The following is a 14,154-nucleotide window of genomic DNA, read 5'->3' on the forward strand; positions in this document are numbered from 1 at the left end:
TCTTTAGTTTTATTAAAGTAATCTATATAAGCATCTACTTCTGGAAGGAATGCATTTTCACTTCTCATAAATAATATTTTTATCATTTAACCACCACCTGGTTTCTAGTTGAATCCTTAAGATATCTATTTTTTGCGTAAATAACAACAAATACAATTAGTATCAGTATCCACGCTACAGGTCTTAGCCTTGAAGCTGTTCCTAAGTTGTCATTTGTAAATCCAATCAAGCTAACCCAAACAAAACCATGTAATATGATATACTTTTGGACCTTAGTTAATAGGTTTCTTTTTTTCCATAAAAATCTCAGTATTAAAACCATAGGTATCGTTTCTACTAAAAATATAAATAGTGTACTCACTCCTGAAACGTGCCATGGTAATGGTCCTATTAAGTTTCCAATATAACTATGAATGTAGTTTATTAAGAATAAAATAAAATTTGATTGGTCCAGACTAATCCACATCTGACTTCCACCTGAATACATGCCTAATGAAGCTGCTCTATAGTTTAAAGCTCTTCTTAACGACATACCTGAAATTGTTACATCCATAAAAAAACTATAATACATAGCAAATGCTCCAACACCAACAAATGCAAGCCGCTTTGGTTTTTTAAGTAATTTTACCTTTGTGTAAGCAAAGTATATTCCAAGAGATAACAAAAATGAAAGCATTGCGTATCCCCTAAATTCGCCTAATAACCATACGGAAGCTACTAATAAAACAAAATAGAAAAATCTATTTTTCTTGTAAAAAACCAATTTAATGCTTAAATAAGTTGATAGAATATACACTGTGTATATCCAAATATCTCTAAGTATCGAAAAATTAAGATTCATCTGTAGGCTTGCATAGAATAAATAACTAACTAATAATAGAGTTTGAGCTTTAAATTTATATTCTTGATCGATGCTATTGTCATCCATTTTGAATTGGACTTTTATTAACTTTAAGGAAAATGCAACCAGCAATAAGAATCCGATATAGTTAAACATCCTAATTAAATAGACGCTTTCAATCCCTGTAACTTTCATCAATGTCCCTATTATCAATGGATATATTGATGTCCTTATCCATGCACTACCTTCTGCAACATTTTGGGCTTGAATCCAATAAAAGTATCCATCATCGCCACCACCAAATAGTCTGTAGGTAACACCTTCATTCCCTTGTGACATAGATAAAAAAAACATTAATGTTGTTATAGCTAAGTAAGCTAAAAATGTGAATTGTTGAATAGTTAAATACTGTAGCTTTTTCTGTCTCATCTAAACACCTTCATTTTGTAATTTATAAATCTTTATAAATCTTTTCCATCTCTTTTAAAACATTCTCAATAGAGTAGTTCTCTATCTTTTTATGATTAAACCTACCCAACTCACTTCTTAACCTGCTATCTTCTATCAACTCTTTAATATGTTTAGCAAACCCTTCTACATTATCAGGTTCAACCAAATATCCACCTTTTCCACTTTCTGTCAAATCTGAATTACCTCTAATATTAGAACATACTACTGGTAATCCATTTGCCATTGCTTCCATTAAAGCAACAGATAGCCCTTCTCTATATGAAGGAAATGCAAATAGTTCTGATATCATGCATATTTCAGGGATATCTTTTCTGAACCCTAGTAAATGTACTTGATTTTCTAGACCTAGCTCTATACTTAAATTCCACAAATGTTCATCTAACTTCCCTTGTCCACATATTATGTAGTGGATATTAGTATTATTTATCTTAGCAATTGCTCTAATAATAACCTCATGGTTCTTATTTTTATTAAGCTCCCCTACTGACAAAACAACAAGTGCATCTTTTGGCAATCCCAATTCACTACGTTTTAAGTCTCTGTCAAGTTCCACCGTATTAAACTTTTCTAAATCTATCCCAACACCTGGTATGTACAAAACTCTTTTAGCTCTAAATTTACTTTTAGCTCTTTCATAATCTTCTTTATTAATGGTAATTAAAGTATCCGTATATCTAGCAAGCCATTTCTCAACCGGATAATATATTAGCCAATTAATAAGAGGTGCACCTTTATAAAAGTGAAAACCGTGAGCAGTATAAATAACTTTAGTTCCACTTTTTCGAGCACTACGAGCTGCTAACCTTCCAATCGCCCCGCCCATTGGAGTATGACAATGAATTATTTCATATTCATTAATATCAATAATATTTTTTAGTTCTTTATATACATAAAAGTTGTTTTTCTTTATCGGAGAACGTTCGAAAGGTAAATCAAATAACTTATCACAAAATGGTACATTGCATTCTTCTTTATTTTCATAATCATTTCTAGCTGCAACATGTACTTCATATCCATTTTTCTTAAACCATTCTAAGTAGGGTATATGAAACACCATAATATGAAGTTTTACAACTGTTGCTACGAAAAGAACCTTCTTCATTATAATCAATTCCTCTGTTCTGTTTTTATAATTGACTCTCTAAACCCACAAACTCTATAATCACTCTCATATTCAGACATACTCATGTCATACACCAAGTCACCAAATACCTTATTTACTGTACTTACATTCAGTAGCCTTAATAAGGGATTAAATAACTTAGTCATCCTCACTCGCCTGCCATGCGCCTCAGCAATTAGCCTCACCATCTCGCTGGTACTCACATACTCAGCATTCTGTGGAAAGAACAATCCTCCACTTCTGTTATCAATAAGCTTTTTCACAAATTCTGATAAGTTATCTATGTAGATCATGCTTCGCTTATTGTCTACCTTTGGAAAAATCGGAGTCTTGTGAGCCAGTCCTACTAACCTCGGATAGTTCCCTCTGCAGCCCTTGCCATATACCATAGGCGGTCTTAGTGTTGCTACAGTGAAGGAATCATCCTGAAGTCCATTGATTAAGTCTTCAGCTTCAATCTTTGACTTCCCATAAGCACTGCTTGGTTTAAGTGGTGTACTCGTATCGATAACGCCATTCTCAATACCATATACACTCATAGAACTCAGAAAAATAAACTGCTCTACTCCATCTTGTTTAGCCTTTTTAGCAGTTTCATAAGCTAAGTCTCTGTTTACTTTGTAGTATATGTCCTGGTTATCAGCTGTTTCTTTAATATGAGCAATCCCAGCCACATGAAAAATAACATCATATGAACTGAAGTCCTTCTCTTTCCATGATCCATCTTTCATATCAACCGTATCTACTTTATATTTATCAGGTTCACTCAGGAGCCAATTCTCTAGAGATGTACCTATGTAACTGTTCTTACCAGTGATTAATACTCTTTTCATTTCGTCACTGTCTCCTCATCTCACCATAATAATTTACTTCTTGAACTTTGAAATGTACCGAGTGAATACCCAGCCTTGAATGGGCTCTCCTTCGCTTTCATATTCAACTAAAGTCCAATTTCTATCTTTATGAATTATCCTAACAATTTGTCCAAACTCAAGAGTGTGAATTGCATTCGACTTAACTTTGTTGGTTTGTCTCATGACCAATTTTTCTGTCGAAACATAACCATAGATTTTCATAAACTCATCTCTTACATCTTTTGATTCAACATTTATGATCAAAGTATTATTAACTTCGATTTTCATATTCTTTTCGATAACTTTATAGTCATTCGTTTGAGCCTGTTCGATGATTGGAGTAGTTACCCCTTTAACCAAATCTCGCACAGCATCATTTATCGCTGCCTGAACTGGGCTAAAAACAAACATAACAATCAAAATAGCAAGAACTGGATTCTTTGTTTTAAATCGATTTATAAATTCAGCTATCTGTTCCTGAAACGAAACCCCATCATTGAGATCTATAACAGCACTATCTAAAGAGTTCTCAACATTAAAATCCTCAAAATCTTCAGCATCAATAATCGAAGACCAGTCAACGCCCCTTAATATCTTTAGATTATTTTGAATAGCTTTTTCAATTGTCGATGTATCAATGGATAAGCGCTGTATAGTTTCAAATATTCTAGGATCAAATCCTAAGTTTAGTTGTTGAGTGGTACTACTTAAATTCATTTGCAATGATGCTGATTTAAGAACTCTTTGAAGATTATTACTTGCCTCAATCATTGACGAAGATCCCATTAAATTGGATGTCCTCATGAGCGATTCTCTTAATCCAGTCATCTCAACAGTATTAAATATCTGATTCCATCGTTCTGTTGCTTCTCTCAAAGGTTGAGTTGCATCGAATAACTGCTGAGAAATCATACTTGTAGGCATAGCAGCAGTTATAGCATTAGACATTTGAACTGATTTAAGGACCGGAGACATACTCTCCAACATTCTTTGCATACCAGAAATCTCAAATCCATATATCGATTTACTGCTCATCACATCACCTACATTTCTTTAAATACTAATTAATGTTTCACTGACTCTTTGTCAGCTTTTTTCGTTCCAGTCCCACCTTCAACAACACCATCACTTCTCAGAACACTAAATATCGTACCAAAGAAGCATCTGACATCCATCATGAAACCAATCTTCTCAGCGTACTCTCCATCCAGCCTAGCCTTCACATCAATCTCAAGTTCATCCCTACCATTAATCTGCGCCCACCCAGTAAGGCCAACAGGCACGTCATTTGCACCGTACTTGTCTCTTTCTTCAATCAGATCATACTGATTCCAAAGTGCTGGACGAGGGCCGATGATACTCATCTTGCCTTTAAAGATATTGATGATCTGTGGTAATTCGTCCAGAGATGTTCTTCTTAAAAACTTCCCTACCTTTGTAATCCACTGATCTGGGTTCTCTAATAAATGTGTTGGGGTGTCCTTCGGCGTATCAATACGCATGGTACGAAACTTCAATATATGAAAATGACTCTTATGGATCCCGACTCTCTTCTGTTTAAAGAGAACAGGTCCAGGGGAGTCAATCTTAATAGCTATAATGAGTACTAAAAAAACAGGAGATAAAACGATAAGTCCTAAAATTGAAAGTATGATATCTATTAATCTTTTGATTTTTAAATAAACCATGATAGTTCCTCCTGATTTTAATTAACGTCAAAACCTAATGTAATTCCATTAACACCATATTTTTTTGACAGTATATCGAGCAATTTTACTTTTTCCTCTTTGGGCAATTCAAGTACATATAAATCAAAGTGTTTTCTTTCCATAGGAATCTTGGGATCTTTATGGAAAGTGAATAGACCTTTTTGCAATTTCTTTCTATGATTTATTTCTTCAGTAGAATAACGATTTATTAAGTATTTGTCTTCGGGTAAATTCTTAAGAAACTCTTCATACAATCCATTAAATTTGAGATTTGATAAATATTTTTTAGTACTGCTAACTCCAATTTCAGATATTTCATCCCAAGTGAATTCACCTACCTCGTCCCATGTAAAATCACCAATCATGTCCCATGTATTTGATAAAGTTGGAATTAACTCAAAGGAAGGCATTTCTGTATTTAGCATACCTATATATGATGTTTCATCATTTTTACTATTTTTGTAATTCGCAAAGTATAGAGCAACCCAAGGACTCAATGACCAATCTAATAATCTTGTTTTTTCACCATAATGCTGTGCATGTTCAATAACATCTATTAAACTACTAAACTCAATAGTCTCATTATTTACTGAGTAATATGTATGAAGAATTTCGAATTCATTGTAATCACCTCGACCTAACGAAGGCTTCATATGAAAATCATAATCTGTATAACCCCTAAAGTAGTTTGATTCATCATTCAAGGTTTCAAATAATTTGATTACATCTTCAGCTTTGTGCAAACTCATATGAATCCTCCTGCATCGATTATGTACGTTTGTGGTGTATAAAACACCTTATTCTCTGCTTCTATATATGGTATGTCTTAATGTTTTTAACACTATATCTTGCATAATTCCGTCTCCTGATTGGATGCTTAGACGTGTAATGCTTCTGTAACATTCCCCCTTATACACCAACCTCTGAAACCCTTGCTATCACTACCTTGCAGCCTCTTTATCCTTTCACCATACTCACGTCGACATATACATCCAATCAAAAAGTTTGCGCTTTTATCGACCACTTCGACCACTATTCTACCAAACCCTTGATATCACAGGTTTTCGTCGGTGGTAGATAGTTTTTATCGACCACCTTTTATACCTTTGCCTTGTTCAAGCTGTTTCTGCGCAGTCTTCACATGCTCTATAAAATCTCTCTCAACTCTAGTTAATTGATCATTGCTTCGTTCTTTATACTTCTCATACTCTAATTCGGCTTTTATTTTAGCATCTTCATGACTGATTTTTCCTGCGCTGTCCAACAACTCGCTTCCGCTCATTTTTATAAAGTCATCTAGCTTCCCTATCCAATCCTTCATATACATTGGCCTTTGCCTGATTGCTTGGAGTTCGGCAAACTCTAGATATGCGGTGACTAATCTATTCAAAATCTTAATTTCATCTTCCTTTAAATAGTTCTTTGCAATAGATGCATCAGATTTTCTTAAGCTTTTTCCATCAAAGGCTGTCATTCCCATAAAGTCTTTATCTGCGTCAGCTCGTAAATAAACAATTTCAGCAGCTGTGTGACCATGAGCTGCAAAGTGCATTTTGTTTTGCACTATCTTGAAAAACACAATAGACTCAGATGCTCTTGGGTCATAATCAATACTTGTTGCATAAATATCAAGTATTTGCCTGTAAAAGACTTTCTCACTTGATCGAATATCTCTAATACGCTCAAGAAGTTCTTGAAAGTAGTTGCCGCCTCCTGAGTTTTTAAGGAGGTCATCATTCATAGCAAATCCTTTTTTAAGATACTCTTTTAAGATTTTATTTGCCCAAACACGAAATTGTGTACCGCGTAATGACTTTACTCGATAACCAACGGATATGATTACATCGAGGTTATAATAGTCAACTTGATAGTTTTTCCCATCAGTCGCAGTTGTTGCAAAATTTGCAACAACTGAATGACGCTCAAGTTCGCCCTCAGTAAAGATATTTTTTATGTGCCGAGAGATTGTAGATTTGTCACGTTGAAATAGTTCTGCCATTTGATCTATTGAAAGCCATACAGTATCTCCGTCAAAATTTGTTTCTATTTTTGTTAAGCCATCTTCTGTCTGATACATGATTATTCTTGAGTTCATTACTTCACCCCTTCCCTTAATTTTCGATTATATATTATAACAGTTATTTGAAGGACTCCAACTCCACGAATTTTTTGAGTAGTTAGGATTATTTACATCTTGTGGTTGGAATTACTTCACCATACTCACGTCGGTCTTACCATCCACTCATTTATTCCAAAGATGTCCTTCCCTACTCGGTTTCCGCTACAGTTTCTCCAGCAGGTTGATGGTGGGGTTGGCATACCCCATATGTTCCAGACTTTCGTCGGGTACGCAGTGCACCACGGGTATGTGGCTGCCTTTGGCTTCTTCCATGGTGTGGATGAAGTTAATGGTGGCGGCTTGTGCGGGGGGCATTTCTTCCACGGCGGTGACCACCAGGTTCCCTACTTCGTCTTGGGTGCGAAGGATGTAGAGGGTGGGGTGTTCTGCCAGGAGGGTGGTCATGACGGTTTTTATATTTTCCTTGGTTTGGTTGATGGCGTTGTAGTGGCGTTTGATGTAGTTGACGGTTTTGTTGGCTTTTTCCACCATACCCCGGGGGGTGAGCATGTAAGCGACCCGGTGGGCGGGGATTGATTCGATTTTTATGAGACCTTCTTTGGCCATTTTTTTAAGCAGCAAATTGACGCTCCCCAGGGACAGTCCGGTGTGGCGGGAGAGATCCCGCTGGGTGGTGTCGGGGTTGGCGTCGATTTGGGATAGGATTAGAAGTTCGTTGTCATACGTTTTATTCATAATGGAAGCTCCTGTAAATGGAATAAAAAGCAAAAAAAAAGATTATAGATGTCAACCACGAAGGACATAGCAGACCATGTTCATATTTTGAACACATGGTCATCATATCATTTATGTGGTTGATGTGTCAAGATGTCCCGGGTTCATCGAGGAACTATACCTGACATGAACCTTCAATTTGAACAATTCGGAAATTCCTAATAGTTGCTTCCTCTTCATATCACCTGTTGCTGCATCTGCCCATCCGGAAGTTATCCGGAAGTGGCCTGCATCCGGGTAGGTTTCCAAAATGTCTCCTGCTTCTTCGGCATTCTTCGACACTCTTCGGCGTTCTCCGACATTCTTAGGAATATCTATGCTTTTAGGATAGTTCATGTTTAATGTACTCGAATTCGATGGGTTTAGAATTGGTCACGCAGTGCGTGACGTTTTTGAAACAAAAATATGCTTTCGCGCGAGCGTTGGTGAGAATTTCTTTATAGAAATTATTGGAGCCCGTTCCTCACCTGTCAACAACCCATTAGTTCCAAGTCCATCCCCTTATCACCTATCCCTTATTCCCCTCACACTTTCCTCACAGCCACGGCACTTCCCCTCCGCCAGGGCCTTCATCCTCTTCTCCCTCATCTGCGCTTCCTCCACCATGCAGACCGCAAACCACTTCCTCGTCCACATAGGCGAGTTCGCCTCCTTCAGGACAAGCCGCTTCCGTCCTGAACATCTCGTCCCTGTACTGCTGGAACACCATCTCCCCGTGCTCCAACCCTCCCGCCTCCAGAAACGCTCCATACAGCCTTTCCAGCGACTTCCTGTTCGTTTCACACACGCTCTCCCTGGCCGCTCCGGTGAAACCGGCCATCCGGGGCACGGCGATCGCCGCCAGGATTCCCAGGATTGCAATCACCACCACCAGCTCAATCAGCGTGAAACCTTCCTGCTTCTTCCAGAACTTGCTTGCTGCCATATGTCTGCTCGTCCTCCGTTCCTACAAGGAACAGGCTCCAAGTCCATTATAGCAGCAAACCACCCTGACATTAAGTGGCAAGCATCTACCTTACCTTAACCATCTCCCCCATTTTCCCGGACCCTCTTTCCCTATCTTCCTTCACAACCTCCCGACACAACGGGCTCCCGGCTTCCCCCTTTTTTCCGGAGTCCCCTTCTTCCCTATACGTCCCCACGACCTCCTTCATCACCCGCTTCACGTCCCCGTCTTCCCCGTCTTCCACGACCTTCCTCAGCTTCTCCAGCTTCTCCAGCAGCTCCTCCTGCTCCAGGTCCCCGGGCCTGCCGATGAAGATCTTCTCATGCCGGGTGGACTGGATTCCCTCCTCGTCCATCAGCAGCTCCTCGAACAACTTCTCCCCGGGCCGCAGTCCCGTGAACTTGATGGGGATCTCCACCTCCGGCTCGTACCCCGACAGGCGGATCACATCCCGGGCCAGGTCCACGATCTTCACTGGCTCCCCCATGTCCAGGATGAACACCTCGCCCCCCCGGGCCATGGCCCCCGCCTGGACCACCAGACGGGCCGCCTCCGGGATGGTCATGAAATACCGGATGATCTCCGGATGGGTCACGGTCACATACCCCTGCTCCTCGATCTGCCGCTTGAAAAGGGGCACCACGCTCCCGTTGCTCCCCAGCACGTTCCCGAAGCGCACGATGGCGAACTCCGTATCGCTCCCCTTGTCCATGGTCTGGATCACCATCTCGCACATCCGCTTGGTGGCCCCCATGATGTTGGTGGGGTTCACCGCCTTGTCCGTGGAGATCAGCACGAACCGTCCCACCCCGTGGCGGCTGGCGGCACTGGCCACATTGTAGGTTCCGAACACGTTGTTCTTCACCGCCGCCTTGGGATTGTGCTCCATCAGGGGCACATGCTTGTGGGCCGCCGCATGGAACACCAGGTGGGGCCTTGCTTCCCCCATCAGGCTGTCCATCCGGTCCTCGTCCCGCACCGAGGCGATCACCGCCCGCAGCTTCAGGTCGTGCTCCACCCCTTGGGGGTAGCCCTCCAGCCCGTAGTCCAGCACCCTGTAGGCCCGCTTCAGCTCGTTCTGCAGGTCGTACACGTTGTTCTCGTAGATGTCCACCAGGACCAGCTCCGCAGGGCTGAACTTGGCGATCTGCCGGGCCAGCTCCGAACCGATGGAGCCGCCCCCGCCGGTGACCATCACCCGCTTCCCGGTGATGTAGGCGCCCATCTCCCCCATGTCCAGCTTGATCTCGTCCCTGCCCAGCAGGTCCTCGATCCGCACGTTCCGCAGGGAGGTGATGTCCGCCTTCCCGCTCATCATGTCGTAGACCCCGGGGAGGATCTTCAGCTTGCATTTGGTCTTCTCGCACTCCTGGACGATGGCCCGGATGGTGAGCCGGTCCGCCGAGGGGATGGCGATGACGATCTCCTGGATGCGCAGCTTCTCGCACACCTCCGGGATGTCCTTCCGCTGGCCCACCACGGGAACCCGGTGGATGTGCATCCCCTCCTTCTGCCGGTTGTCGTCGATGATGGCCACCGGGCGGATCCCCAGATGCTCGTTCCCCTTCATCTCCCGGATGATCATGGCCCCGGCGTCCCCGGCCCCCACCACCAGCACCCGCTTCTGCTTGGCACGGCCCGCAAGGTCCAACTTCCTGAGCCGGCGCACCAGACGGTAACTCATCCTGAAGCCCCCGACCAGCATCCCGTCCAGCAGGGCGGTGATGATGTACACGCTCCGGGGCAGGTTCTGCTGCAGCAGCAGGAAGTAGCTCATCACCAGGGTGTTGGCGAACACCGCCGCCATCCCCACCTGGACCAGCTCGTCGATGCTGGCGTAGCGCCAGACGCTCTTGTAGAGCCTAAAGAAGTAGAAGACCCCCACCTTGATCAGGGTCATGGGGATCAGATGGGTCAGGTAGGTCTCCAGGTACTGGGGCTCGATCCGCCCCTCGAAACGCAGGAGCAGGGCTCCGTAGACCGACAGGTTCACCAGGAGCATGTCCACCCCCAGCAGGAAACAGATCCTAATCAGCTTCTTCATGCAGGGTTACCTCCTTCTTTCTGATACTTGTGTACGACAAAAGCCCGCACGTCCCTTCGGACATGCAGGCTGTGACATGCAAACGCCTTCATTCGATATGGTCCCTTCATCACTCTCTCCTCGTCTATCCATGGAAGAGGCATCCCCAATGCCTCCGTATATGTCCTCGATATCCTTTAACAGTTTACTATAAAACAGGGGGGAGCGCAATCGTTTTGGGGATGTTTGTGAAATTGTTGCCAGAGCACACGGGATCATCCTTCACTCCACCTTCATCAGCCTCGCGTTCACCGCGACGATGACGGTGCTCAGGGACATCAGCACGGCGCCCAGCGCCGGACTGACGAGGATCCCCTGGCTGTAGAGGACGCCGGCCGCAAGGGGGATGGCGACCAGGTTGTATCCGGTGGCCCAGACCAGGTTCTGGACCATTTTCCTGTAGGTGGCCTTGGAGAGCTTGAGGATGTTCACCACATCCAGCGGGTCGCTCCGCACCAGGATCACGTCCGCGGTCTCGATGGCCACATCCGTCCCCGCGCCGATGGCGATCCCCAGGTCCGCCTTCGCAAGCGACGGCGCATCGTTCACCCCGTCCCCTGTCATCCCCACGGTCCTGCCCTCCTCAAGGAGGCTCTCGATCTTCGAAGCCTTCTCCTGGGGCAGCACCTCCGCAAAGACCTTGTCGATTCCGACCTTCTTGCCCACATAGGCGGCGACCTTGGGGTTGTCGCCGGTCAGCAGGATGGATTCGACCCCCATGCCCTTCAGGGCATCCACCGCCTCAATGGCGGAGTCCCGGATGATGTCCGCCAGGGCGATATAGCCTAGGAGTTTCCCTTCCTCCAGGAGGAAGACCACCGTCTTCCCTTCCTTAGCCAGTTCCCCGTAGCGGGTGTCGTCGAACCCGATGCCTTCCTCCCGCATATGGCCGGGGCTCACCACCAGGATCGCCCTGCCGTCCACGGTGGCCCGCAGGCCCTTCCCCGTCAGGTTCTGGTAGTCCCTGACCTCCAGGGCGTCCAGCTTCCGCTTCTTCCCCTCCCCCACAATTCCATGGGCTATGGGATGCTCGGAGTTCAGCTCCACGGAATAGGCCAAGGTCAGGAGGTCCTCCTCCGAAGTGCCCACCCCATGGACATCCGTGACGCCGAACTCCCCTTTTGTCAGGGTTCCCGTCTTGTCGAAGACCAGGGAGTCGATCCGCCGGGCGTTCTCGAAGGCCGCCCGGTTCCGGATGAGCAGTCCCCGCTTCGCCCCGATGCTGGTGGACACCGCCGTGACCAGCGGAGTGGCGAGGCCCAGGGCATGGGGACAGGCGATGATGATCACGGTGACCGCACGCTCCACAGCGAAATCGAGCCCCGCGCCCAAGAGCATCCAGACCCCGAAGGTCAGTGTCCCTGCCGTCACCGCGATATGGAACAGCCACTTGGCGGCCACATCGGCCAGCCGCTGGGTGTTGGACTTGGATTCCTGCGCCTCCCGGACCAGCTTGATCACCTGGGAGAGGAAGGTCGCGTCCCCCACCCGGTTGACCTTCAGCTTCAGGATGCCTTCCCCGTTGATGGAACCTCCGATGACCTGGTCATCCGCACCCTTGTCCACCGGCACCGACTCCCCGGTGACCATGGATTCATCCACCGCCGATTCCCCTTCATAGACGATCCCGTCCATGGGGACCTTCTCGCCGGGCTTGACCAGCACGGCGTCCCCCTCCTCCAGCTTCTCCACGGGAACGTCCTTTGTCATCCCGTCCGCTAGGATCAGGTGCGCGCTCTCCGGCATCAGCTTCACCAGCTCCTCCAGCGCTCTGGAAGCGCCCATGACGGACTTCATCTCGATCCAGTGCCCCAGCAGCATGATGACGATCAGCGTCGCCAGCTCCCAGAAGAAGTCGTTCCCCTCCAGGACGAAGACCGTCAGGGAGCTGTAGACATAGGCCACCGTGATGGCCATCGCGATCAGCATCATCATGGCGGGGGACCGTTCCTTGAACTCCTCTACCGCGCCTGCGAGGAAAGGCTTTCCGCCATAGATGAAAAGCACCGTCGAAAGTCCGAACAGGAGATGGGAATCCCCCGGGAACCTCCAGTCCACCCCCAGGAACATCTGGATCATCGGAGAAAGCGCAAGGATGGGCACCATGAGGAACAGGGAGACGAAGAACCTTCTCCTGAAATCCTCCGCCATCATGGCGTGATGGTCGTGGTGGTCGTGGTGGTCATGGGAATGTCCCGGTTCCATAGGCTTGTGTTCATGATTGTCCATAGGATACCTCCTTCACATGCTTTGCGTCCCGGCTTCTGGTTCCATTATACCATGGTTCCGGAGGATGGACACCCTTGTGGCCCTTCTTGCCTTTCTCTCCCCGAAGCAGGACAAAACAACAGTCGCTGTACGATTTATCCAAAATCGTACAGCGACTGTCTAATCCTGATGAACAGTAAGAGTATAATTATAGTTGGCAGGAGAAATAAAAGAAGTGGGCCGAAGCCCACTTCCCATCACATGGATATTCTTTTATAATGTTTAACGACGAAGAAAAACATAAATGAAAGAGGCCATGTGATGAATACCATTTTAAGCGAAAAAGTGACAACATTCAAGGAGTTTGAGAAAAGAATATTTGAGGAAGCCTGTAATCTGGCCCGGAAGATGACGGAAGAAGTGCTGCAGCAGCTGGACGACCGGATAGCGGAAGCCCGTGACAAGACCCTCTATAGGGACAAAGGGGGTCGGAAGACATCCATCAAGACCATCTATGGGACTGTGGAATACAGCCGGCGGGTATACGAACGCACCAGCGAAGAAGGGAAGAAGGAGTACGTGTACCTTCTGGACCAAGAAATGCAGATGGAACGGATCGGGCTGCTGTCCACGAATCTTGCGGAGAAGATTGTGGAGGGTGCCACCAAGCTTTCCTATCGTGCCACAGCGGATGAGGTGAGCAGCATGACGGGGCAGAGCATCAGCCACGGGGGTGCGTGGAACCTGGTGCAAACCTTGGGAGAGAAGCTGGACGAGGAAGAGAAGGGTCTGGTGGCAGCCATGAAGCAGGAGCGCCTGCAGGGAGAGGAAGAGACACCCATCCTGTTCGAGGAGATGGACGGGATTTATCTGAACATGCAGAGGAAGGACCGTCCGGCCAAGAAGGGAAAGCGGGAGATGAAGGTCTCCATGGCATACAACCTGGATTCCCGCCAACACGTAACTATGCTGGAGGTGTGATGGCCAGCGCCTCGTAAATCTGCTTTTGCTTCGAGAGAACCTCACCAACCCGGAGGGCATGGCCCGGATTCTCGAAACATTCTA

General features: G+C 45.7%; 13 protein-coding genes. 1 reads left to right on the top strand and 12 read right to left on the bottom strand.

What is annotated here, in order from left to right; all coding sequences use genetic code 11:
* Positions 1–82 precede the first annotated feature (82 nt).
* The 12 genes from GXN74_RS13310 to GXN74_RS13365 all read right to left on the bottom strand — a co-directional run bounded on the left by GXN74_RS13310 (position 83) and on the right by GXN74_RS13365 (position 13,110).
* Positions 83–1,270 (bottom strand): hypothetical protein, encoded by a 1,188-nt coding sequence (locus tag GXN74_RS13310; protein ID WP_162371434.1) that lies wholly within the window; start codon positions 1,268–1,270, stop codon positions 83–85.
* 22 nt (positions 1,271–1,292) lie between these two features.
* Complete coding sequence (locus GXN74_RS13315) at positions 1,293–2,414, bottom strand: glycosyltransferase family 4 protein (RefSeq protein WP_162371435.1); 1,122 nt, start codon at positions 2,412–2,414, stop codon at positions 1,293–1,295.
* A 5-nt stretch (positions 2,415–2,419) separates the two neighbouring features.
* On the bottom strand, positions 2,420–3,268 hold the full coding sequence (locus GXN74_RS13320) for an NAD-dependent epimerase/dehydratase family protein (protein ID WP_162371436.1): 849 nt from the start codon (positions 3,266–3,268) through the stop codon (positions 2,420–2,422).
* Between the two features lie 33 nt (positions 3,269–3,301).
* A complete protein-coding gene (locus GXN74_RS13325; protein ID WP_162371437.1) occupies positions 3,302–4,324 on the bottom strand; it encodes an SH3 domain-containing protein in 1,023 nt (340 codons plus the stop codon).
* 29 nt (positions 4,325–4,353) lie between these two features.
* Positions 4,354–4,977, bottom strand: a complete 624-nt coding sequence (locus tag GXN74_RS13330) for a sugar transferase (RefSeq protein WP_162371438.1) — start codon at positions 4,975–4,977, stop codon at positions 4,354–4,356.
* Positions 4,978–4,994: 17 nt separating this feature from the next.
* Complete coding sequence (locus GXN74_RS13335) at positions 4,995–5,747, bottom strand: FRG domain-containing protein (RefSeq protein WP_162371439.1); 753 nt, start codon at positions 5,745–5,747, stop codon at positions 4,995–4,997.
* Between the two features lie 335 nt (positions 5,748–6,082).
* On the bottom strand, positions 6,083–7,093 hold the full coding sequence (locus tag GXN74_RS13340) for a virulence RhuM family protein (RefSeq protein ID WP_162371440.1): 1,011 nt from the start codon (positions 7,091–7,093) through the stop codon (positions 6,083–6,085).
* 186 nt (positions 7,094–7,279) lie between these two features.
* Positions 7,280–7,813 carry a winged helix-turn-helix transcriptional regulator gene (locus tag GXN74_RS13345; RefSeq protein ID WP_162371441.1) on the bottom strand — a complete coding sequence of 178 codons (534 nt, stop codon included), beginning with the start codon at positions 7,811–7,813 and terminating at the stop codon, positions 7,280–7,282.
* Positions 7,814–7,924: 111 nt separating this feature from the next.
* Complete coding sequence (locus GXN74_RS13350; RefSeq protein WP_162371442.1) at positions 7,925–8,188, bottom strand: hypothetical protein; 264 nt, start codon at positions 8,186–8,188, stop codon at positions 7,925–7,927.
* A gap of 199 nt (positions 8,189–8,387) precedes the next feature.
* A complete protein-coding gene (locus GXN74_RS14810) occupies positions 8,388–8,777 on the bottom strand; it encodes a type II secretion system protein (protein ID WP_212505816.1) in 390 nt (129 codons plus the stop codon).
* Positions 8,778–8,862: 85 nt separating this feature from the next.
* Complete coding sequence (locus GXN74_RS13360; RefSeq protein ID WP_162371443.1) at positions 8,863–10,842, bottom strand: polysaccharide biosynthesis protein; 1,980 nt, start codon at positions 10,840–10,842, stop codon at positions 8,863–8,865.
* 261 nt (positions 10,843–11,103) lie between these two features.
* A complete protein-coding gene (locus GXN74_RS13365; RefSeq protein WP_162371444.1) occupies positions 11,104–13,110 on the bottom strand; it encodes a copper-translocating P-type ATPase in 2,007 nt (668 codons plus the stop codon).
* Positions 13,111–13,410: 300 nt separating this feature from the next.
* On the opposite strand from GXN74_RS13365, the gene GXN74_RS13370 reads away from it, so the two are divergent.
* Positions 13,411–14,070, top strand: coding sequence for a UPF0236 family transposase-like protein (locus GXN74_RS13370; protein WP_162371445.1), 660 nt, complete (start codon positions 13,411–13,413; stop codon positions 14,068–14,070).
* The last annotated feature ends 84 nt before the right edge of the window (positions 14,071–14,154 follow it).

Origin of the sequence: Anaerotalea alkaliphila (assembly GCF_010179735.1) — a bacterium.
In the GTDB taxonomy this organism is placed as follows: Bacteria; Bacillota; Clostridia; order Lachnospirales; family Vallitaleaceae; genus Anaerotalea; species Anaerotalea alkaliphila.

What these genes read in the sequence shown, in the direction of transcription:
- GXN74_RS13310 (WP_162371434.1), bottom strand. Translation starts at nt 1,270, where the DNA reads ATGAGACAGAAAAAGCTACAGTATTTAACTATTCAACAATTCACATTT.
- GXN74_RS13315 (WP_162371435.1), bottom strand. Translation starts at nt 2,414, where the DNA reads ATGAAGAAGGTTCTTTTCGTAGCAACAGTTGTAAAACTTCATATTATG.
- GXN74_RS13320 (WP_162371436.1), bottom strand. Translation starts at nt 3,268, where the DNA reads ATGAAAAGAGTATTAATCACTGGTAAGAACAGTTACATAGGTACATCT.
- GXN74_RS13325 (WP_162371437.1), bottom strand. Translation starts at nt 4,324, where the DNA reads ATGAGCAGTAAATCGATATATGGATTTGAGATTTCTGGTATGCAAAGA.
- GXN74_RS13330 (WP_162371438.1), bottom strand. Translation starts at nt 4,977, where the DNA reads ATGGTTTATTTAAAAATCAAAAGATTAATAGATATCATACTTTCAATT.
- GXN74_RS13335 (WP_162371439.1), bottom strand. Translation starts at nt 5,747, where the DNA reads ATGAGTTTGCACAAAGCTGAAGATGTAATCAAATTATTTGAAACCTTG.
- GXN74_RS13340 (WP_162371440.1), bottom strand. Translation starts at nt 7,093, where the DNA reads ATGAACTCAAGAATAATCATGTATCAGACAGAAGATGGCTTAACAAAA.
- GXN74_RS13345 (WP_162371441.1), bottom strand. Translation starts at nt 7,813, where the DNA reads ATGAATAAAACGTATGACAACGAACTTCTAATCCTATCCCAAATCGAC.
- GXN74_RS13350 (WP_162371442.1), bottom strand. Translation starts at nt 8,188, where the DNA reads ATGAACTATCCTAAAAGCATAGATATTCCTAAGAATGTCGGAGAACGC.
- GXN74_RS14810 (WP_212505816.1), bottom strand. Translation starts at nt 8,777, where the DNA reads ATGGCAGCAAGCAAGTTCTGGAAGAAGCAGGAAGGTTTCACGCTGATT.
- GXN74_RS13360 (WP_162371443.1), bottom strand. Translation starts at nt 10,842, where the DNA reads ATGAAGAAGCTGATTAGGATCTGTTTCCTGCTGGGGGTGGACATGCTC.
- GXN74_RS13365 (WP_162371444.1), bottom strand. Translation starts at nt 13,110, where the DNA reads ATGGACAATCATGAACACAAGCCTATGGAACCGGGACATTCCCATGAC.
- GXN74_RS13370 (WP_162371445.1), top strand. Translation starts at nt 13,411, where the DNA reads ATGAATACCATTTTAAGCGAAAAAGTGACAACATTCAAGGAGTTTGAG.